Annotated in this window: 16 protein-coding genes; 7 read left to right on the plus strand and 9 right to left on the minus strand. The window is 63.0% G+C overall.

Annotated elements, in window-relative coordinates:
- Nucleotides 1-117 precede the first annotated feature (117 nt).
- The 6 genes from ABLA28_RS05305 to ABLA28_RS05330 all read left to right on the plus strand — a co-directional run bounded on the left by ABLA28_RS05305 (nt 118) and on the right by ABLA28_RS05330 (nt 5472).
- Entirely contained in the window at nt 118-1440 is a 1323-nt protein-coding gene (locus ABLA28_RS05305; RefSeq protein WP_347712800.1) for a TolC family protein, read from the plus strand.
- Between the two features lie 85 nt (nt 1441-1525).
- The gene (locus tag ABLA28_RS05310; RefSeq protein WP_347712801.1) at nt 1526-2803 is read left to right on the plus strand and encodes an efflux RND transporter periplasmic adaptor subunit; all 1278 of its coding nucleotides are present in this window, start codon (nt 1526-1528) and stop codon (nt 2801-2803) included.
- Nucleotides 2800-3531, plus strand: a complete 732-nt coding sequence (locus ABLA28_RS05315; protein ID WP_347712802.1) for an ABC transporter ATP-binding protein — start codon at nt 2800-2802, stop codon at nt 3529-3531. Before ABLA28_RS05310 ends, ABLA28_RS05315 begins: the two co-directional genes overlap by 4 nt.
- Nucleotides 3532-3533: 2 nt before the next feature.
- On the plus strand, nt 3534-4748 hold the full coding sequence (locus ABLA28_RS05320) for an ABC transporter permease (RefSeq protein ID WP_347712803.1): 1215 nt from the start codon (nt 3534-3536) through the stop codon (nt 4746-4748).
- Between the two features lie 146 nt (nt 4749-4894).
- Nucleotides 4895-5104 (plus strand): hypothetical protein, encoded by a 210-nt coding sequence (locus tag ABLA28_RS05325; protein ID WP_347712804.1) that lies wholly within the window; start codon nt 4895-4897, stop codon nt 5102-5104.
- Nucleotides 5101-5472, plus strand: coding sequence for a type II toxin-antitoxin system PemK/MazF family toxin (locus ABLA28_RS05330; protein WP_347712805.1), 372 nt, complete (start codon nt 5101-5103; stop codon nt 5470-5472). Before ABLA28_RS05325 ends, ABLA28_RS05330 begins: the two co-directional genes overlap by 4 nt.
- Nucleotides 5473-5616: 144 nt before the next feature.
- On the opposite strand, the gene ABLA28_RS05335 is transcribed toward ABLA28_RS05330, so the two are convergent.
- The 6 genes from ABLA28_RS05335 to cmr1 are packed head-to-tail and all read right to left on the minus strand — an operon-like array spanning nt 5617 to nt 12943.
- A complete protein-coding gene (locus ABLA28_RS05335; RefSeq protein ID WP_347712806.1) occupies nt 5617-6543 on the minus strand; it encodes a hypothetical protein in 927 nt (308 codons plus the stop codon).
- Nucleotides 6540-6926, minus strand: coding sequence for a hypothetical protein (locus ABLA28_RS05340; protein WP_299081616.1), 387 nt, complete (start codon nt 6924-6926; stop codon nt 6540-6542). The genes ABLA28_RS05335 and ABLA28_RS05340 overlap by 4 nt, the downstream gene beginning before the upstream one ends.
- Entirely contained in the window at nt 6926-8017 is a 1092-nt protein-coding gene (gene cmr4, locus ABLA28_RS05345; protein WP_347712807.1) for a type III-B CRISPR module RAMP protein Cmr4, read from the minus strand. Before cmr4 ends, ABLA28_RS05340 begins: the two co-directional genes overlap by 1 nt.
- Nucleotides 8014-11025, minus strand: a complete 3012-nt coding sequence (locus tag ABLA28_RS05350; protein WP_347712808.1) for a hypothetical protein — start codon at nt 11023-11025, stop codon at nt 8014-8016. Before ABLA28_RS05350 ends, cmr4 begins: the two co-directional genes overlap by 4 nt.
- On the minus strand, nt 11022-12089 hold the full coding sequence (locus ABLA28_RS05355) for an RAMP superfamily CRISPR-associated protein (protein WP_347712809.1): 1068 nt from the start codon (nt 12087-12089) through the stop codon (nt 11022-11024). The genes ABLA28_RS05350 and ABLA28_RS05355 overlap by 4 nt, the downstream gene beginning before the upstream one ends.
- Complete coding sequence (cmr1, locus tag ABLA28_RS05360) at nt 12008-12943, minus strand: type III-B CRISPR module RAMP protein Cmr1 (protein WP_347712810.1); 936 nt, start codon at nt 12941-12943, stop codon at nt 12008-12010. The genes ABLA28_RS05355 and cmr1 overlap by 82 nt, the downstream gene beginning before the upstream one ends.
- A 237-nt stretch (nt 12944-13180) precedes the next feature.
- On the opposite strand from cmr1, the gene ABLA28_RS05365 reads away from it, so the two are divergent.
- Entirely contained in the window at nt 13181-13960 is a 780-nt protein-coding gene (locus ABLA28_RS05365; protein ID WP_347712811.1) for a PhzF family phenazine biosynthesis protein, read from the plus strand.
- A 28-nt stretch (nt 13961-13988) separates the two neighbouring features.
- On the opposite strand, the gene ABLA28_RS05370 is transcribed toward ABLA28_RS05365, so the two are convergent.
- The 3 genes from ABLA28_RS05370 to nifJ form a co-directional block, all read right to left on the minus strand.
- A complete protein-coding gene (locus ABLA28_RS05370; protein WP_347712812.1) occupies nt 13989-15719 on the minus strand; it encodes a hypothetical protein in 1731 nt (576 codons plus the stop codon).
- A 30-nt stretch (nt 15720-15749) separates the two neighbouring features.
- On the minus strand, nt 15750-16556 hold the full coding sequence (locus tag ABLA28_RS05375; RefSeq protein WP_299300289.1) for a DUF2993 domain-containing protein: 807 nt from the start codon (nt 16554-16556) through the stop codon (nt 15750-15752).
- 246 nt (nt 16557-16802) lie between these two features.
- Nucleotides 16803-19294 (minus strand): pyruvate:ferredoxin (flavodoxin) oxidoreductase (gene nifJ, locus ABLA28_RS05380; protein ID WP_347712813.1); only part of this gene is annotated, 2492 nt, incomplete at its 5' end.

A 19294-nucleotide genomic window follows, 5' to 3' on the forward strand; every position in this document is an offset into this window, starting at 1 on the left:
ATTTCTACGACTTTCCCCCGTATATCCTTACGTTGTCCGTTGGAATGCCATACCCTATACTTTTTGCTTGGAATCGAAAGGCCGGAGGGCACACACCATTTGGAGGCGAAAAATCACATGAGATCGGATAAGAGAGGAGAGGGGCGGGGCGTTGCTTTCCCGGCGGCCTTTTTCTGCATGGCCTGCGTGGCCGCGGCCCTGTTCCAGGCTTTCCCCGCACAGGGAGAGGAGGCGGTCCGAACCCTGACCCTCGAGGAGTGCCTGGCCCTGTCGGAGGCGAACCATCCCGACCTTGCCGGGGCGGATGCGAAGCGCGAGGCGGAGCGCCGTAGGCTCTCCCTGACGGCCGTGGAGGACCGCGTGCAGGCTTCGGCCAGTGCGTCGGCGGCCCGTTCCGGCAGGGAGGGGGCGCCCTCGGGCAGCAGCTACACGGCCGGGGTGACGGCGAGCGTCAGGGTCTTCGACGCGAACCGGACGAAGTACGCCGTCGAGGCTCAGCGCGGCACGCTGGCGGCGACGGAGGCGGAGGGAAGAAAGACGCGGCTGCAGGTACGCTACGGGGTCAAGAAGGCCTACATGGACCTGCTCCTGGCCGGGGAGGTCCGCGGTCAGAGGAAGGAGTCGGTGGATTCGTTCCGGCTCCATCTGGAGCGCGCGAAGGGCTATTACGAGACGGGGCTCAAGCCGAAGAGCGACGTGACGAAGGCCGAGGTGGACCTGGGGAACGCCCAGCTCGCGCTGGTGGAGGCGGAGTCGAACGTCCGGGTCGCGCAGGCCGCGCTGCTGAACGCGATGGGCGTGGATCTGGACGGCCCGTTCGAGGTTCGGGCGGAGGACCGTGCCCTGCCGGAGTCGGCGGAGGGCGGAGCCGAGGCCCTGGCCCTGGAGCACCGTCAGGACTATGAGGCCGCGAACCGGCGGACGCTCGCCGGGAAGGCCGAGGTACGCTCCGCGGCGCGGGCCTCCTCCCCCAGCCTGTCGCTGAGGGGCGGGTACAGCGCCGGCGGCGAGGAGATCTCCTCGCTCAGCTCGGAGTGGAACGTCGGCCTTTCCCTCAACGTCCCCGTCGTCGACGGAGGGGCGGCGTCCGCGCGGACGGACATCGCCCGGGCGCAGGTCCGGAGCCTGGAGGCGGCCCGCGAGGCCCTGCGGCAGAACATCCTCCTGGAGGTCCGAAAGGCCGTTCTGAACATCCGCAACGCTCGGGAGCGCATCCGTATCGCGGGGCTGACGGTCGCCCAGGCGGAGGAGAACTACTCCCTGGCCGAGGGGCGCTACCGGACGGGCGTCGGGGATTCGCTGGCGCTCTCGGACGCGCTTCTGGCCCTGACCGACGCGCGGCTCTCCGTCTATCGGGCCCGCTACGATCTTCAGGTGGCCCAGTTCGCGCTGGAGAGCGCGACGGGGGTCGAGCTGACGGAGCCGGAGGGCGCCGAATGAGCGCCGTTTTCATTCTTACATTCTCAATGGATACGTTCTTTGCAGGGACGTTCTCGACAGGTGCGGATACTCGGAGGAGTCGTTCATGAAGGTTTTTAAGATGCTGTTGTTCGGGGCCGTCGCGGCGGGGATCGCCTGGGGCGTCTGGTACGGGTACTTCAGGGATGGGGGGACGGAGTACGTCTACCGGACCCAGCCCGTGACGCGCGGGAGCATCTCCGCGACGGTCAGCGCCACCGGAAGCGTCAACCCCGTGGAGATGGTGGACGTCGGCACGCAGGTCTCCGGGACGATCAAGGAGATCTATGTGGACTACAACAGCCGGGTCACCAAGGGCCAGCTGGTCGCCATGCTGGACACCGACATGCTGCAGTCGAGGGTCGACGAGGTGAAGGCCTCTTTGGCCCTTGCCCAGGCCCGCGTGACGAGCGCCAAGGCGTCCGCTGCGGACGCGGACCGGACCTTCAGGCGCAACAAGGAGCTCTGGTCGCGGAACCTGATCGCGCGGAGCGAGCTGGACGCCGCGGAGACCAAGCTCTCCCTGGCCCGCGCCTCGTTGGCCGAGCACAACGCCCAGGTCGTGCAGGCCAAGGCCTCGTTGAAGCAGGCCGAGACGAGCCTGAGCTACGCGCGCATCGTCTCGCCCGTCGACGGGGTGGTCATCGCGCGAAAGGTGGATGTGGGGCAAACCGTGGCGGCCAGCCTTCAGACGCCTACGCTATTCTCCATCGCCCGCGACCTGACCCGGATGCAGATCGAGGCCAGTGTCGACGAGGCGGACATCGGACGCATCGCGGAGGGGCAGAAAGCGATCTGCCGGTTCGATGCGTGGCCGGACACGACGTTCGAGGGGACGGTGACGCAGGTGCGCCTGAAGTCCACGGTCGTCTCCAACGTCGTCACCTACACGGTGATCATTCGGGTGGACAACTCGGAGCTGAAGCTGAAGCCCAGTATGACGGCCAACGTGACCATCGTCACGGAGGAGAAGAAGGATGTGCTGAAGGTCCCGGCCGCGGCGCTCCGCTTCACGCCGCCGGGCGATGTCCTCGCCGCACTCTCCGCGCCCTCCGGGACGGAGAAGGAGGAGAAGGGGGCGGGGTCGATCATGGGGTTGCCCCCGATGCGGCGGAGAAATGGGAACCGTTCGGACGACGAGGACGAGCCCGTAGTCTGGGTTGTGGAGGACGGAAAGATTGTGGGCAGCGTCCCCGTCGGGGAACAGGGGATCAGCGACCGAACGTGGGTGGAGGTCTCGGACTCGCAGCTCAAGGAGGGACAGGAGCTGGCCGTCTCCTTCAGCACCGCCGGGGCGGCCGTCGTGGCCGGGGGCGAGGCCGTCGTGGTGAGGTCGGGCCGATGAGCGTCCCGGATTCCGCTTCGGAGAGGCCCGCGCGCCCTCTGATCGAGGTCGAGGACCTCGTCAAGGTCTACCGGACCGGGGACGTGGAGCTGCGTGCGCTGGACGGCGTCTCCTTCTCGGTGGCGCACGGGGAGTTCGTGGCGGTGATGGGGCCCTCGGGATCGGGAAAGTCCACGACGATGAACATGCTGGGCTGCCTGGACTCCCCGACCGAGGGCCGTTACCTCCTCGACGGGCGGGACGTGGCCCGCCTCTCGGGCGACGAGCTGGCGAAGGTCCGCAACGAGAAGCTGGGCTTCGTGTTCCAGGGGTTCAACCTGCTGCCGCGCCTGTCGGCCGTGGACAACGTCGCCCTCCCCCTCGTCTATTCGGGGGTCCCCTCTCGGGAACGGAGCGAGCGTGCCCGAGAAGCCCTGGAGCGAGTGGGGCTGGGGGCCCGTCTGAAGCACAGGCCCAATCAGATGAGCGGCGGTCAGCAGCAGCGCGTCGCCATCGCGCGGGCTCTCGTCGGCAGGGCGCCCCTGATCCTGGCCGACGAGCCGACGGGGAACCTGGACACGCGGACGAGCGAGGAGATCATGGATCTTCTCGTCGAGGTCAACCGGGAGGGCAAGACGGTGGTCCTGGTGACGCACGAACCGGATATCGCCGCCTACGCGCGGCGCGTCCTGCACTTCAAGGATGGCCGCCTGGTCTCCGACGAGACGGCCTCCGGAAGGGGGAATTGAGGATGTTCGAGACGCTGCGCACCGCCCTGTCCTCGCTCCTGGCGAACAAGACGCGCTCGCTTCTGACGATGCTGGGCGTGGTCATCGGGGTCGGGGCGGTCATCGCGATGGTCGCCGTGGGGAATGGCGCCTCCGTCCAGATGCAGGACCTCGTCTCCGGCCTGGGGAGCAACCTGCTCATCCTGAGCCCGGGAGCGCCCCGTTCGGGCGGCGTGCGTCAGAGCGGGGGCGCGCGCCTGACCCTCTCCGACGTGAGGGCCGTGACAGAGGAGTGCTGGTCGGTGCTCCGGGCGGCCCCCTTGGTGAACCTCTCGGCCCAGCTGATCTACGAGAACCAGAACTGGCCGACCCGCGTGACGGGCACGACGCCGTCGTTCTTCGACGTCGACAACCGCAGCATCTACCTGGGGCGGCTTTTGGACGACGAGGACGAACGGAGCGCGGCCAAGGTCTGCGTCATCGGCCAGACGGTCGCCACCCAGCTCTTCGGCACGACGAACCCCGTGGGCAGGATCATCCGGATCAACAAGATCCCCTTCGAGGTCGTGGGCGTGCTGGCCCCGAAGGGTGGTGGGTCGATGGGGCAGGACCAGGACGATACGGTGGTGGTGCCGATTACCACGGCGCAGCGGCGCCTGGTGCGCAGCTCGTTGGCCGAATCCGTGCACATGGCCCTCATCCAGGTCCGGGACGTCAGTATGCTGGAGGGGGGGATGGCGGAGATCCGGGCCCTGATGCGCCAGCGACATCGAATCGGCAAGGGGAAGGACGACGACTTCGAGATCTGGAACATGACCCAGATGGTGGAGTCCCTGCAGCAGTCGGCCTGGGTGATGTCCGCACTGCTCGGGGCCGTGGCCTCCATCTCCCTGCTGGTGGGGGGGATCGGCATCATGAACATCATGCTGGTCTCCGTCACGGAACGGACCCGCGAGATCGGGATCCGCATGGCGATAGGGGCCCGAGCCGGGGACATCCGGCTGCAGTTCCTGCTGGAGGCGCTGGTGCTGTCCCTGCTGGGCGGCGTCCTGGGGATCCTCCTGGGGATGGCTGCGTCGTGGGGCGTGACGGAGTTTTTGACCTGGCCCACGTCCGTGTCGCCCGGGGCCATCGCGCTGGCGGCGGGGTTCTCCGGCGTCGTCGGGGTCTTCTTCGGCCTCTATCCGGCCTGGAAGGCGTCGCGGCTCAGGCCCATCGACGCCCTGCGGTTCGAGTGACTGGCGTATGATTGTATCCGGTTGGGGCGGCACGTTGTCTTTGTACAATGTGCCGCCCCTGTTATATAATCACAAGGAAAAGTTAAATGATTGGAGGGGATTTGATGTTTCTCACAAGCCGCGTACATAAAGTGGGAGGGTCGCTGATGATCTCCATTCCATCCAAGATAACGCGAGCGCTGTCGTTGACGCCCGCGACGGCCATGCGGCTGGAAGTTCAGAAGGGGCGGATTATCGTTACCCCCTGCGAGCGGCCGCCGAAATACTCGCTCCAGCAACTTGTTTCCGGGACTGATTTCAGTGATCGTGACGATGCGTGGCTGGATGACGAGACAGAGGGGGCCGAGCTGATTTGAAGCGCGGCGATATCTATCGAGTGTGCCTGAACCCTGTTTCGGGGTATGAACAACGGGGAGCGGCGAGGTCGGTCCTGATCGTCTCCCCGTCCGTCTTCAACAACGCCGCCAACGTTGCCGTTGCGGTGCCCATCACTCAAGGGCCGGGAGGAACCGCCTTCTCGCAGAACCTTGGTTTCGCCGTGCCGCTTTCCTCTCAGGATGTAAGCGGAGCCGAGGCGATCTCCGGCATCATTCGGTGCGATCAGCCGAGGGTGCTGGACCTGAAGTCTCGTGGGGGCAGAAAGGTTGCCGAGGTCTCCGTCCTGGTCATGGAGGAGGTCCTGGCTCGGATTGTGACACTCTTCGACCCCTCCGACCCGGATTGAATCGACGAAGAGGGGAGATGTATGCCATCGACGCCCTGCGGTTCGAGTGACTGGCGTATGACTCGACGACCACCGATTTTCAGTCGGTGGTCGTCGAGTTGTTTGACCTCAGGCTTTTTCGGAGGTGCTGCATGCGGACATCGGCTATCGATCGTCCCGACGTGCCCAGTACCCCTCGCGGTCTATCGACCAGTAAACAGGCTTTTCGTCCGTATGGTTGGTGTCGCACGAGCCGGGAGCCCACGCCAGTTTTCCCTCTTTCCACGGGCTGCCTCGATCCCAGCCGCCGAGGAGTTCCTTCGCCCCCTGCATTCCTTCGTCTCCACCGCCTTCTGGAGCGTGTCCCAGAACGATGTCGCTCCCTATTTCGGGGTGCTCCCTGTCCGGACGAACGGGCTTTCCAAAGACGGCGGTGTCGTTGGACGACTCGTCGATACGGCGTATCTTCCCGAGACCGTATCGGGTGTCGCCTCCGATGAAGAGGGTCTCGACAGCCCGCAGACGTCCGAGAATGTCTTTTTGCTCGTGAAATTTTTCTCCTTGCTCGTGATGGAGGTCGTCGTTCAGAAAAACATACCCCAGAAGCAGTACGGGGGCCGCCGTTTCTCCCTGGCTGTTGGAATCGCGCCACCAGGGACCGATGCATTCCGTGTGCCGCAGCGAGCCCTCGAGTGCGGAGTCCGATTCGGGAACGATTGCCGTGCCGGGGCGGGAGTCCAACAGGCGGCGCCGGAAATCGCGGTCCGACAGACTTTTGTCACTGTTCTGGAGGCACCACCGGAGGCCTTTCTCCTTCTCGAATTTCGGCAGCCAAGCCAGAAATCTGCCGTCCCGTTTCTCGGCGGGAAAGAGGTAGGTGAAGCGGCAGCTTCGCTTGACCTCACCTCCCACACCTTCGTAATTCGGAAAGCTTTCGCCGCTTTTCAATCGGGCTATTTCGGCGGTCACGGCTCCCCAAAGTGCACGCGCCGGGACGTAGGGCCTGCAGCGATTCAGCGCCCCTGCCGGGGACATGCCGATGAAAAGCGGCGCTTCCAGCCGCCAGACCCATCGAAATAACGACCAGCTCATGTTCGTGACTCGCTCTTTTGTGGTACCCGAGCGTGATAGCGGGCGTAGACGAGCGCTTGGCGGAGCAGATCGCGGGCCAGCAGCAACTTGTCGAGGTCCTCGCTCATCGACTGGAGCAACGCGAAAACGTCGCCATCGCCAGAAAGCAAAGGGGCCCGCTGCGGCGTCGTTTTCAGGAACTCACGAACCTTCTGCTCGATAGTTGGGGCTGCTTTGCCACCCCGCGTCTTCAGGAAAAGAAACAGGGCATAAACCCCCTGCTCCTCCAGAACGGCGAGAGCACTCGTGACGAGCTTCTCGAGCTCCTTCGACGGTTTCTCCGCGATAGCTTGCCCCGTCCTGGCGCAGGCGAGGTCCAGGTTCTCGAAAGCCGGAGCGTCCATCACCGGTCTCCCTCCTCTGTCCCGCCCGCATCGGGAAGGCCCTGATTGTTCAGCACTCGCAGCCGTCCCATCCCCCGGCTTCCCATGCCGCCGATACCGAGATGCTCCAGATAGGGCCAGGCTTCTGCGATAACCTTTTTGACCTTCTCCGGCGAGTCGACCTCCTTCGCGTCGTTTTGACCGACATTTTCACCGACCCTGAAGTGCTTGGGATTTCGGCAGGTCAGTTCCCAAGAGAGCACCGTGCCCCGGGGCAGGGCCTCGTAGGTGAACAGCGCCCCTTCCTCCGCCGCCCCCGTGGCCGGATCGATGGCGACCGAGGTCCGCACTTCGAGGTTGCTGTTCACGATATAGGCAAACAGCTTGTCGGAGACGATCCCCAGGTTGTTGGTGATGTAGTCGGGCACATTCAATTTCTTAATCTTTTGAATTATCCCGTCCGGCTGAATTGTCTCGTCCTTCTGTGGCCAATTCGTTTTGACCGGCAGAAAGAGCCAGCCGAGGTTCAAGAAGGCCTGATTTTTTTCCTCGTCCTTCCTGCGGTAAATGGCCTGTTGATCGGGCAGGTCGCTCACTTCCGAGAGCTCCTTGACCCCGGATTGCCGCAACGCCGTTGGGCACGTGATCCACTGCGGTCCCAACTGCGAGGCCACGGGAAAGAGCAGCACGTGCATGTCGCTGAATGCCGCCAGCCCCGCGAACCCGCCGCTCGAGCCCGCGCCCTTGGCGAAGCCGAACACGGTGCACACGGGACAATCGGCCTTCCCGCAGTGCCCGCCTTCGCCGTCGGGCTGACCGAGCCCCGCGCAGCCGGGGTATTTCTCCTTCTTCATGGCCGTGTAGGCCCGCATGACACCTGCGATGCTCGAACCGGGGATCTTCGGTATCCGTGTTACCGGATCGCGCACGATGGTGTTGTCCACCCGGCCCAGTCGGGCTCCGCCCGTACCGACATGGATGGGGTCGAGCGCCATGCCGGCAAACGAAAACGGCTTGAAGCTCTCGTTGCAGTTTTCATTGGGGCTCTCATTAGGGCTTTCACTGGGGCTTCCATTGGGACTTTTATTGAGACTTTCATTTCCTGCAGTCATCGTTTACCTCCGGACACTTGTTTTTTCAATACGCTTATGTGCCACTCCAGGCTCCAGTCCAGTAGGCCGTCTCCGGCGGCCTCCACCAACTCCTCGAGGCAGGCGCCGCGAACGCCCAGGCGTTCGTGGAACACCGCGCGCGCAAGATAGAGCCAGGCTGCCTCTCCTCCGTCGAGCCATGTCCCATCCGCGCCCTGCCAGGCTTCGCGCCGCTCGACGACCTCCGACCATGCTCCGCGGAGCGCGGTCTGGCTCGGTGCGTACCGGTCCACCAGCTGCCAGAGCTCGCGCATCCTCAGCCATTCCATGAGCGGCCTGCAGAGCGGCGATTGGAATCGCTTTGTCGCATCGTCCATGAAGAGGACGGCGATACGTGACGGGTAGACGGAGATGCCGTCCCCGCTTTGCAGGTCGCTCGCGTGCCTGAAGACCTGCCCGTTCGGATGCCGGAAGTCCCGAGGGAAGCGGGGATGCTTGTCCTCTACGGCGAGGTACGGATAGAACACGTCGTCCCGTCCGTCGGAAAGTGTGATAGGGACGGTCTGAAGAAGCTCTTGCGGGTGATCGAGGGACTCGAGCCTGAGGGCGGCGACGCCCTCCCGCGTTTCGCACCCCGCCACCCGCCAGGTTTCGGGCTCGTTCGTCCCTTCCAGGTCGCTCTCGATGTTCCGCGCCGCTTCGATCACCGCCTGAAACGGCATCATTCTGGAAAAGGCCACCACCCCGACCCGAAGCGGCAGGCGGTCCCAGACGCGGGCAAATTGGGCGCGCCACGCTTCAGCCGCCCGATCCACACAGGCCGATGCGGCTTCGAGCGGCAGAAGGACCCGAAAGCGCATGGGGGAAAGCTCGAGCGGGATCACCGGATGGTAAACGCCCAAGGCGCCGGAAACATTCTCAACCGATTGCACCTTCAACGTACCGGCATTCTTGTTGTCGTCGTCTTTCAGTACGATCTCTTTGTTCTGGATCGCGCTCTTGTCCTGCTCTGGAGCCAGGAATCGGGACATGTTGAAGAGGGTGACGAAGCCTTTCCGTTCTTCGTCGAACAGCAGATCGATGGGGTTGCCGTCGCACCTGCCATTGTAGGGGACTCTGTTTTTCCATGTCGATGACGGTTGGTCGGGTTTCAAGAGCAATCGCCGCATACGCCATCGGTTTCGGTCCGTGGCCGCCAGCTCGTGGAACTCGCCGAGGAGCTCCCTGAAGAATTCCTCGGTCTGCCGCCAGAAACGATGGATGCGGCCGGGGGAGGCGAGTTTGCAGAACAGCTGATGCGCAAGCCATGCGGCACAGCCGTCATCGTTTAGCGTGTCCCATTTGGGGGCGTTGGAGCGGTCCTCGACAATCAGTTCATAAAATTTATCCCATGGTATATCATTACCATTCTCATCTCTGAGTCCCGGCGCGATCTTTTTTTGAATCAAACTCCGCGCCTTGTGAGCCGAATTATCCTTACCTAGGGCCGTCTTTACCAAGCTAACCCATTCGGTATGAGTGGGGGGGAGTGGTTTCTTTGTAGTGGAGTTATAGGTGGACCACTCCGCCACACTCTGCGCTCTTAGCGCATCCAGACGGGTTCCATCCAGCCACGGCTCGATGTCCAGGCTCATCGTGACGAGGGCGACGCGGTCGTTGGTGTCGGCCACCTCGCTCAACCAGATGGAGTCCGAATCGAGCTTCCCCTGCTCCCCCTTCAGCCACGCATCCAGGCGATGGGTCCGCCGCCTCCGGCAGGGAGCGCAAGGTCTTTGTCGGTCTGTTCCTGAAGGGCTTCTGCGCACCAGACAGACCGGGCAGGCGGGGCCGTCCGAAGAACCCTGTCCGGGGATTTTCCAGTCACGGTACAGCGGCACGGCCATCGTCTCCCGAGCCTTTTGAATTTCCGCCGTCATCCCCACGAGGGAGCGAGAGGGAGCGCTGATGTGGCAGTAGGGAGGCGTCTCGAGGTTGGTTTCGCGGGCGTATCCGTCAATCTCCTCTGTCAACCAGCTTTGCCAATCTGCGATATGCAAATCGCCACCTGTATGATTGAGCCGCTCTCCCGGAAACGAGAAGACGCAAACGCCGCCGTCCCTGTACAGCAGGGAGCCCACCGCCAGTTCGACCTCGACGAGCTTGCGGACTTTGGTGAAAAATTCGTCCAGCGCAAGGCGCGCCCCGGTCCAGTCGCCGATCTTCACCGCCCGGGCCTCGTAGTGGTCCGCACCGCCCCCGACCGTTAGGAGCCGCCAACGGGTCCCTTGCTTGAGTTCGTTGCCGGACCAGGGGAATTTGCTGCCCTCCAGAACCGCCCCGGCCACGGCGCTCTTGAACAGGGCGGCTGCGACATAGGACTGGTCAAAGAGCGTGACGTCGTTGTTCGGCAGTCGGGTCTCGGCCAGGGTCTCGGTAAACGTCCTGCGCAGCCAGCCGTCGGGCCCTACCGCCCCCTCCCGCCAATTCCACCAGCCGTCAAGGTCATTTGCCGTATGGCCGCCCAGTGCCTCGAGCTCCCTCAGCAGCGTTGCAATCTGCCCGAGCAGGCGCTTCCAGCCCGCCTCGGTGAGCACCTCGGGCGGGTTGGTCAGCAGATTGCGGATCGGGGTCCCGAAGGCCGAGGACATCCACATGTGGGTAACATCCTGCCCCAGATATTTAGAGGCATCTTTCGGCAGATTTTTTTCGATGCCTGACGCCATGGCGTGCCCGGCCTGGAGCAGACTGACAAGGCCCGATTTTGATGAGCTTTTTGCGTGCTCGGCGATAAACGCCGTCAGCGTCCCGGGCCAGGCGTTTTTATCTAACGGGAATTCATCTGGCACCCACTTGAGCCGGTCATTCCAAGGGAATGGAGGACTCTCTCTTTCACCCCATTTTTCGTATTTATAATCGCTATGTTGTCCGCCGTGCATTTGCAGAAAATCGATCCTGGCCTTGCCGGCCATGTGAAGCCACCCGATCGCCTCACACGCCAGAAGCAGAGGACGGTAATTCCGCAAACAGTCCCACGCTTCGACATTTGTCATGGATTGCCTCCCTGCCGGGTATTCCCTGTTTTTGCCATCGCCTCGATGAATTCTTCGAAGCTGCGTTCCTTTCTCCGCAGCGATGGTATATCCCCTGCATTCGATGGCGCTTCATAGGGCACTGTTGCATCAGGAATAAAGTGATCTAGGGGGTTTCCCTCCAAAAACAGCAGCTTCGATTTTTTAAGGTCGATCCTCGCCTTACCCCATCCGGCGGTGCGTTTTGCGGAGATGCCGTAGTTCTCGAGAAGTGCCCTTATGCTGTCGATGAGGTCTTGGATGAAGGCGTCCGGCGTCGTCTGGTCGCGTTCGCGCTCTCCCGGCAGGGGGGCGTAGAGCAGCCGCAGTTTCCCTTCCGTTCCGGCGGGGACGACCTCGTAGTAAATGGGCTGGGTTCCGGCCCGGCGGGCACGGTCATGGGGGTTGATCACCTCGAAGACGACCTTGTCGAACCAGGTCGGATGGCAGACGAGGGCCCCGGATCGGAACCGTTCGTCCTCTCCTCTCTCGTTGCCGAAGAGGTGAAGGATCCAGGAGGGGTCCTGCCAGCCCTCCATCCTCATGTCGTGCTTTTCGAGATGATCGGACAAGCCCGCCCGCATCCTGCAGGCCCATCGAAGAAGCCCCTTCCAGGAGGCCGCGGACATGAACGGCACCCCGAATACCCGGTCCTTGCGAACCGGATTGTCCAGCACGTGGAAGGGGCGGTCGTCCTCCGAGTACCAGGGGGATTCGAGCGTGAAGGAGGCGTCGATGGCAAACCAAGCGGGATCCAGTAAAGAGGTGTGATCCAGCTCAAGAAGAAAGTCCGATAGTAGAGGATATTTCTGCCCAGTCGCCTGCTTCCTGTAGTTGTGACATGCCTCCTTCTTGTCATGCCGGGCACGGAGCAGACACCTATCCCCCAGGTCGACAAGATTGGTCGCGTTTACTGGAGTCGCAGACGCTTCGTTTTTGTCCAGGAAGACGTAATAATCGAAGGTCATGCCTGTTTCTCCCCCTTCGGGAAAAGCTGTTCGAGGATCGCGTCCCCGGTGAGAAATTGCCAGCCGTCCTGTCCCCAAACGTCCTCCAGACGTTCCTTCATTTCTTCGAAATCGATTACCCCGGGTTTTACGAAGCCGAAGGTCCTTTCGGGCTCCTTGAAGCTGAAAACCTTTTTGCTCACCCTCTGAGAGCCCGCGAGCCATTGGTCTCTTTTGTTGGTAGGATTGAGCAAATCTTGTCCTTGCTTTTTAGCTTCTTGGCGCCCGAGTACTCGGTTGAAAGTGCTTTCGTTGTTGTTTTTTCGCCCAAGATATTTTCCGTTCACACACCAAAAGTACTGCAGCGAAGCCCAGGCGAACTCACCGTGATTGAGCCTCTTCCATTGTGACAGATAGGTTTCAAGGTCGTTGCGACGTATTTCAGCGAATTGTCGAGACGAAGACATTTGTACCAGGCCAAAGTCTTGATGATGCAGTTTTTCTGTCCGACTCTCTTCATCTGTTGGCTTGAATACCGTCTTACCGCCGATGGCCCCGTATCCGGCGATTAGGCGGAGCGTCGCGTCGAGGAGGGCCCACTCTTCATCGAGGATCGGACGGAGGGGGGTGAAGCGAAGGCCGAAATTGTGATCTTTCTCAATCTGAGCCGCCTGGACGTTGCCGTCTTTGTCCAGAACCTCGAATCGGAACTTCCGGGCCCAGCCGGTGCAGCCAAACAGCTCGCAGACGACACAATGGTTGCGGCCTTCGCATTGCGTCCGTGTCGGATCACAGGCATTGCCCTTCAGGCCGCGCACCAGCACCTCGAACCACCAGCGGATAGACCCCAGCAGGCCGGTGGCGATGAGGCGGTTGGGTTCTCCCTTGGCATCGCCGGTCCACAAATCCGTCTTTGAGCTGAGCTCATAGGTCCGTTCGCCATCTTCCACCATCGTGGCGTACCTCCTTTGGCCGGAAATGTCATGTTCCCTGTACCTTTATTCCCTAATTGAATTTTTATGCTCCTCTCAAACTGCTCGTGAGGGTAATTTACCATATTCTTACCCTTGAAACGACGCTGTCCTACAAAAATCATTGAATTTATAATTCAAGCATCTCCTTCAATTTTTCAATTTGCTTGTTGCATCTGACTTGGCGAGCCAGCCAGGAAATAAAAGGAGGGAACGGCAATGAAGCAGTATGTGGTGGACGCGTTTGCCGACAGGGTGTTCGAGGGCAACCCCGCCGCCGTCTGTGTCATGGACCGGTGGCTGTCGGATGGGACGATGCGGAATATCGCGGTGGAGAACAATCTTTCCGAGAGCGCGTTCGTCGTCCCGGAGTCGGGGGGGTACCATCTTCGCTGGTTCACGCCGGGCGGGGAGATCGACCTGTGCGGCCATGCGACGCTGGCCTCGGCCTTCGTCCTGATGAACTTCGTCGACAGGGGCAGAGAGAGCGTCATCTTCGATACCCTGAGCGGAAAATTGACCGTGGAAAGACGCGGCGAGCTTTACGAGATGGACTTTCCCGCTTACGACCTGAAGCCGGTCGCCGTGACGGCCCGCATGACCGAGGCGATGGGCGCCGAGCCGAAGGAGGCCTACAGGGCCAGGGACCTGCTGTGCGTCTTCGACGACGAGGGAACGGTGAGGAACATGACCCCCGACATGGAGAGGGTCGCGGCGCTGGACGGGCTGCTCCTGCATGCGACGGCGCGGGGGCGGGACACGGACTGTGTGTCCCGCAGCTTCGCCCCGAAGCTCGGGGTTTCCGAGGATCCCGTGTGCGGTTCCGGCCACTGCCACATCGTTCCGTACTGGAGCAGAATGCTTCGGAAAGAGGACATCGTGGCCTACCAGGCCTCAAAACGCGGAGGGACCCTTTACTGCCGGATGGCGGGAGACAGGGTCCGGCTGGCCGGCAAGGCGGCGCTTTTCTCCACAGGGGAGATCCGTATCGGCGAGTGACGACGCGGCTCGCCGATACGTTTTTGGCCTATCTTACCGTTTGGCTGCCCGGCCAGGGCAGGATGCGGTACCGGTCCCCCCGGATCGTCACGTCCCTGAACTGCGGTTCTGCAACGGATACGTCCCGGGAGGACAGCTCCTCCGGGGAAAAGTCGCCCTGAAAGAATCCCGCGACGTGCGGCTCTCCGGAGGCGACCTCCAGGACGAGTCCGGCCCCGGTCTGGATTATCAGGAGAGCCTCCCCGCCGTTTTCCCCTTCGGTCAGGACGTCCTCGAACACAAAGACCGCGTCGGAGCTGCGGTGCAGGGACCGCAGCACGCCGTCGTCCCCCTCCCAGAGCCGGATCAGGCGCTCGACCAGTTCCGGGGAGAGCCTGCGCCCGGCCGGGTAGACGGCGGCGTTGTGCAGGATGTCGCGCCTTTGCGATTCGGGAACCGTGCCGCTGCGCACGTCCCGCCAGTGTGCCAGGGGATCCACCCTCATGGCGGCCTCGATGCGCCGCCGGATGGCGTCCGCTCGGGGGTGCGCGGCCTCCCGCAGCCGTATCAGGGCATATTTGCCGTAGCGCCCGAGGCTGAAGCGCAGGTAGAGGTAGTCGAAGTCGGCAGGGGCGATCTGGCCGCCCAGTAGGCGGTCCACCTGGTTGTTCGCGGCCAGGCGGTAGGGGTCCAGGAGGGGGGAGTTCATCGCCACGACGAGCACGGACAGGATCAGAACCGAGGCGATGTTGATGCGTCCGATCGCGGACGGCCATTGCCGCAGCAGGACGGCGCCCGCGTAGCCAAGGCCCCAGATGCCCGTCACGACCACCAGGAATGCGGCGTGGATGCGGTCGACCGAAAGCCCATACTGCTGAATCCTCAGTCCCAGCGAATAGAGGCAGAGCGCCGTGTAGGCGGGAAGGCAGAGCAGGGAGACCTTCGCCAGGGCCCCGACGGCCCGGTTGTTGAAGGGAGACCGGGTTCCGTCGAGCCACGCGGCGTTGGCGAGCAGGATGGTGCCCAGCTGGAGGAGCAGCATCAGAGAGCTGGCCTGGCCGGTGCTCCAGAGGGTCTTGAGCCCGGAGTAGGGCAGGCAGGCGATGAAAACGAAGGAGAGGGCCGAAAATGGGGGCAGGAGCCAGGCCAGGATGGACAGGATCCAGCGCCCCAGGGAATCGATGCCGGGGTGCTTGAGCGCCAGGGTGATGGAGAGGGCGACCGTGAGGCTCGTCAGGGGCGCCGCCACGAGCGGGTGGAACAGAATGCCCGGCACGAACGCCAGCCCGACGATGTCGAAGAGCAGGCTGGCGGTGAGGAGCAGCGCCCAGAAGACCACGGTCATGATGGCGGCCTGGAACAGCAGAAACACGTTGCGGCAGAGCTGGAAGAAGACGTCGGAGTAGGGGACGTGCCAGCTCCAGGTCGCAATGCGGCACTGGAAGAAGGGCAGAAGCAGAAAGGCGGCCATGCAGATCCTCAGCAGGTCCATGCTCTGGGAGGGCATGGAGAGGAACATGCCGTCGGGCGGATAGAGGGACCAGAGCCTGTAGGCGCAGAAGGTCGAGAGCACGAGGGTGAGCCCTCCCAAAAAGCGCTTGAGCCGCCTTCCCCAGTGCTCCTGGGCCAGCCAGAAGGCGAAGGGGAGGACGGTCAGCAAGGGCAGGGGCAGGGCCAGAAAGGGCCCGCTCCGGGTTACGGCGTACTGCCCCAACAGAAGCCCCTGCAGCAGGGCCGACAGGATCACCCAAAGGTAACGCTTGCGGTCGATTCCGTACATGGAAAGATGGAATGAATAAAAGGAACGCGGTCAGCGTGCCAGGTAGTGGTATGTGGCGCCCTGCTCGACCGGCTGCGGGGGAAGGCGCGTGGAGAGCAGCGCCGACCCCTGCTCCAACGTGACGGTGTGGAGCTTCAGGGGCAGGGGAAACCGGGCGAGGTCCAGCAGAGGCTGAATCTGTGACAGCGCCTTGTTCGTGATGTATTCGGGAAGGTCCAGCTTGTTGATGCGCACCTGGGGCCCGTCCAGCCAAAGCTCCTTGTGGTTGACGATCTTCAGCTTGCTGTCGATCTCTATCAGGATGTCCAATGTGACGAACAGGACCTTGGCCAGATACGTCCCCCTGCCCTTGAGCCCGGAGGGCGTGATGGCGAGCGTGATGTTCTTCCAGTGGTCGTCCTTGCCGAAGGTCTGGGCCTCCAGGCCCTTGTTGATGTCCTCCTCGAGGATGCGGCACGCCGCATAGATCTGAAGGGCATCCCGGCACTCGACGTCACCGGAGACCCAATTCTCCGGCGCGTTGAACTGGACGTCGTTCATGCGGAAGGTCAGCCTGTCGATGCGGACGTCCTCGATCCTGACGCCCTTCAGGTCCATGAAGAGGTCGTGGAAACGCCCCGTGGCGTCCGGCTGCCCCACGACCGAGAGCGAGAGCTCCTCCGGGGCGAAGCGGTTCACGTAATAGGCCAGGAGGCGCGAGGTGTCGTCCGTGGGCTCGATCGCTCCCCGAAACTCGAAATCGGCGGCCCAAAGGGCGGATGCGGCAAGGGGCAGGGAGAAGCCTCCCTTCGCCAGAAGCGCCAGAAACACCAACAGAAGCAGCTTGATCGTCCTCAAGATGAAAGACCCCCTAACGGATTTCCATTCCCTTATTATAGCTCAGGGCGCATCGCTCGGTGCAAAGAGGGGCGACCGCAGCCCTGTCGTCCTTTCGGCTCATCGTTTCCTCCATATTCAAGAAGCGAAGCGGGGAGGAGGGGGATGTCGGTTCGCGAGAACCCAGCCCGAAGAGAGAAAAGACCGGGGAGGTTGCTCCCCGGCCCGGTCTTTCGATCAAAGTTTTCCGATGAATACCCCGCCCCGTTACGCCTTGATGGGCTGAGGGCCCATCTCCGCCAGCGCCTTGTAGGCCTCGTAGCGCTCCCTGGCCTCCTTCTCCGCCTGATCGAAGAGCGCGTCGGCGAGGTCCGGGAAGCCCTGCTTCAGGGCCGCGTAGCGCACCTCGCTCAGCAGGAAGTCCCGATAGCTGGCCTTCGGCTCCTTGGAGTCGAGGATGAAGGGGTTCTTGCCCTGCTCGGCCAGCTCGGGGTTGTAGCGGTACAGGTGCCAGTACCCCGCCTCGACGGCCTTCTTGCTCTGAGCCTGGGTCTTGCCCATGCCCGCCTTGATGCCGTGGTTGATGCAGGGCGCGTAGGCGATCACCAGAGACGGACCCTTGTGGGCCTCGGCCTCGGCCAGGGCCTTGAGCAGCTGGTTCTTGTCCGCCCCCATCGCGACCTGCGCGACGTAGACGTGCCCGTAGGTCATGGCCATGCGCCCCAGGTCCTTCTTGCGCACGCGTTTGCCGCTTGCCGCGAACTTGGCGATGGCGGCCGTCGGCGTGGACTTGGAGGACTGGCCGCCCGTGTTGGAGTAGACCTCGGTGTCCATCACCAGGATGTTGACGTCCTCCCCGCTGCCCAGCACGTGGTCGAGCCCGCCGTAGCCGATGTCGTAGGCCCAGCCGTCGCCGCCGAAAATCCAGACGGACTTCTTGACCAGGTAGTCCCGGAACTGCTCGATCTGCGCGTACTCGCGGAGCACCGCCTCGTCGCCGCAGCCGCACTCGCCGCAGGAGCAGCAGAACATCTTGTCCAGCAGCTCCTCGACCCTGGCGGCCGACTCGCGGGACTTCTCGCCGTCCTCGTGGGTGTCCAGCCACTCCTGAAGCACGGCCTTGTCCTCCTGGGGGATGTCCAGCTTCAGCAGGTTCTCCATGGCCTCGACCAGATAGCCCACCATCACGTTGAGCGAGAGCTTCATCCCGAATCCGTACTCGGCGTTGTCCTCGAAGAGGGAGTTCGCCCACGCAGGTCCACGCCCCTTGGCATTGGTCGTGTAGGGCATGCTGGGCGCCGAACCGCCCCAGATGGAGGAGCAGCCCGTGGCGTTGGCGATGATCATGCGGTCGCCGAACAGCTGGGTGATCAGCTTGGTGTAGGGCGTCTCGCCGCAGCCCGAGCAGGCGCCGCTGAACTCCAGCAGCGGGCGCTGGAACTGGCTGCCCTGAACGGTGAACTTGCTGCCCGCGTTCTCCTTGTCCTGGACGTTCTCGATGGCGAAGGTCCAGTTGTCGATCTCGCCGTCCTGAGTGGCGATGGGCTTCATCTCCAGGGCGCTGGCGGGGCAGATGTCCGCGCAGTTCCCGCAGCCCATGCAGTCCAGCGGATCGACCTGTATCTTGTACTTGTAGCCGGCGTCCTTGAGGGCCTTACCCTTGCAGTCGACGGCGCCGAACCCCTCGGGAGCCGCGGCCTGCTCGTCCGCGTCCAGCAGGAAGGGGCGGATCGAGGCGTGCGGGCACACCATGGCGCACTGGTTGCACTGGATGCACTTTTCGCTCTTCCACTCGGGCACGTTCACGGCGACGCCGCGCTTCTCGAAGGCTGCGGTCCCGGACGGGAAGCTGCCGTCCTCGCGGCCGACGAAGGCGCTCACGGGCAGGCTGTCGCCCTCCTGCGCGTTGATCGTGGCGCACTGCTCCGACGCGAACTCCGGGACCTCCGAGGGCATCCCACGCTTCTCCACCGTCTTGTCCGGGGCCTCGAGCCAGGACGCCGGGATCTTGATCTCGATGATGTTGTCCAGCCCGGTGTCGACCGCGGCGTGGTTCATCTTCACGACGTTCTCGCCCTTCTTGCCGTAGGACTTCTCGATGGCGTCCTTCATGTACTTCACGGCGTCCTCGATCGGGATGACGTTCGCCAGCTTGAAGAACGCGGACTGCATGATCGTGTTGGTGCGGTTGCCGAGCCCCAGCTTCTCCGCCTCGTCCACGGCGTTGATGACGTAGAACTTCGCTTCCTGCTTTGCGAGCTGGCGCTTGAGCTTGGCGGGAAGGTGCTCCTCGAGCTGCTCGAGCGTCGTCCACTGCGTGTTGAGCAGGAACGTCCCGCCCTTCTTGAGCCCGGCCGCGACGTTGTATTGATGGACGTATTCCTGCTTGTGGCAGGCGATGAAGTTGGCCGCGTCGATGAGATAGGTGGACTTGATCGGGGACCTGCCGAAGCGCAGGTGCGACACCGTGATGCCGCCGGACTTCTTGGAGTCGTAGGCAAAGTAGCCCTGGGCGTAGAGATCCGTGTGGTCGCCGATGATCTTGATGGAGTTCTTGTTGGCCCCGACGGTGCCGTCGGAGCCCAGCCCCCAGAACTTGCAGCAGACCGTTCCCTCGGCCGCGGCCTCGACGTCCTCCAGAACGGGCAGGGAGCTGTCGCTGACGTCGTCGACGATGCCGATGGTGAAGCGGTTGCGGGGCTCGTAGAGCTCGAGGTTGTCGAATACGGTCTTGATGTGGCTGGGGGTCGTGTCCTTGG

Source organism: uncultured Fretibacterium sp. (genome assembly GCF_963544685.1).
In the GTDB taxonomy this organism is placed as follows: domain Bacteria; phylum Synergistota; class Synergistia; order Synergistales; family Aminobacteriaceae; genus CAJPSE01.

Bases quoted from the DNA above. Each gene is read 5' to 3' on its own strand.
- ABLA28_RS05365 (WP_347712811.1), top strand. From the start codon at position 13,181: ATGAAGCAGTATGTGGTGGACGCGTTTGCCGACAGGGTGTTCGAGGGC.
- ABLA28_RS05350 (WP_347712808.1), bottom strand. From the start codon at position 11,025: ATGACAAATGTCGAAGCGTGGGACTGTTTGCGGAATTACCGTCCTCTG.
- ABLA28_RS05315 (WP_347712802.1), top strand. From the start codon at position 2,800: ATGAGCGTCCCGGATTCCGCTTCGGAGAGGCCCGCGCGCCCTCTGATC.
- ABLA28_RS05370 (WP_347712812.1), bottom strand. From the start codon at position 15,719: ATGTACGGAATCGACCGCAAGCGTTACCTTTGGGTGATCCTGTCGGCC.
- ABLA28_RS05305 (WP_347712800.1), top strand. From the start codon at position 118: ATGAGATCGGATAAGAGAGGAGAGGGGCGGGGCGTTGCTTTCCCGGCG.
- ABLA28_RS05340 (WP_299081616.1), bottom strand. From the start codon at position 6,926: ATGGACGCTCCGGCTTTCGAGAACCTGGACCTCGCCTGCGCCAGGACG.
- ABLA28_RS05335 (WP_347712806.1), bottom strand. From the start codon at position 6,543: ATGAGCTGGTCGTTATTTCGATGGGTCTGGCGGCTGGAAGCGCCGCTT.
- ABLA28_RS05320 (WP_347712803.1), top strand. From the start codon at position 3,534: ATGTTCGAGACGCTGCGCACCGCCCTGTCCTCGCTCCTGGCGAACAAG.
- cmr4 (WP_347712807.1), bottom strand. From the start codon at position 8,017: ATGACTGCAGGAAATGAAAGTCTCAATAAAAGTCCCAATGGAAGCCCC.
- ABLA28_RS05310 (WP_347712801.1), top strand. From the start codon at position 1,526: ATGAAGGTTTTTAAGATGCTGTTGTTCGGGGCCGTCGCGGCGGGGATC.
- cmr1 (WP_347712810.1), bottom strand. From the start codon at position 12,943: ATGGTGGAAGATGGCGAACGGACCTATGAGCTCAGCTCAAAGACGGAT.
- ABLA28_RS05325 (WP_347712804.1), top strand. From the start codon at position 4,895: ATGATCTCCATTCCATCCAAGATAACGCGAGCGCTGTCGTTGACGCCC.